Annotated in this window: 1 protein-coding gene; it reads left to right on the top strand. The window is 51.6% G+C overall.

From position 1 onward, the window contains the following. The coding region (locus R7E78_RS26745) for an iron ABC transporter permease (RefSeq protein ID WP_318058688.1) at positions 1-699 on the top strand (699 nt) is incomplete at both ends.

The raw sequence follows: 699 nt of genomic DNA, 5'->3' as shown, positions 1-699 counted from the left end.
CGGGGTTTCTGCTGGTGCGGCGTTGGGCGGCGCTTTTGCCATCGTCGTTTTTGCTGAGTTTAGCCAAAACCATCCTCAACTCATGAACTTAGCAGCGTTGCCATTATTTGCTTTTCTGGGCGGTGCTCTGACAACGGTGCTGGTGTACTGGCTCGGTACGAATAAGTTTGGTACGTCCGTCACGATCATGCTGCTCGCTGGCGTGGCGATCAGTGCACTTTCAGGTGCCGCGATCGGCTTTCTCAACTTTTCTGCGGATGACCAAATGCTGCGCGATTTAACGTTGTGGTCGATGGGTTCGCTTGCGGGCGCAAACTGGGCGGGCATTGGCTTATCTTCAGTGACTCTCGTGGTGTTACTTTTCTGGTTTCACAAAAAAGCCATGTCTTTAAACGCATTATTACTTGGTGAATCAGAAGCTCGCCACTTGGGCGTTCCGGTACAAAAATTGAAGCGTCAGCTCATTCTGCTTTCCGCCGTAGGCGTTGGTGTCACAGTTAGTATCTGCGGAGCAATCGGCTTTATCGGTTTGGTTATCCCACATCTCGGACGCATGCTAGCAGGCCCAGATCATCGCACACTGTTACCTATTTCGGCGTTATTAGGGGCTTTACTGCTGACCTGTGCAGACATGATCGCGCGAGTGTTATTAGCACCAGCCGAATTACCTGTCGGAATCGTAACAGCACTCATCGGTGC

The organism is Vibrio sp. YT-19(2023) (assembly GCF_033337395.1).
This window is presented reverse-complemented; position numbering and strand designations above follow the sequence as displayed.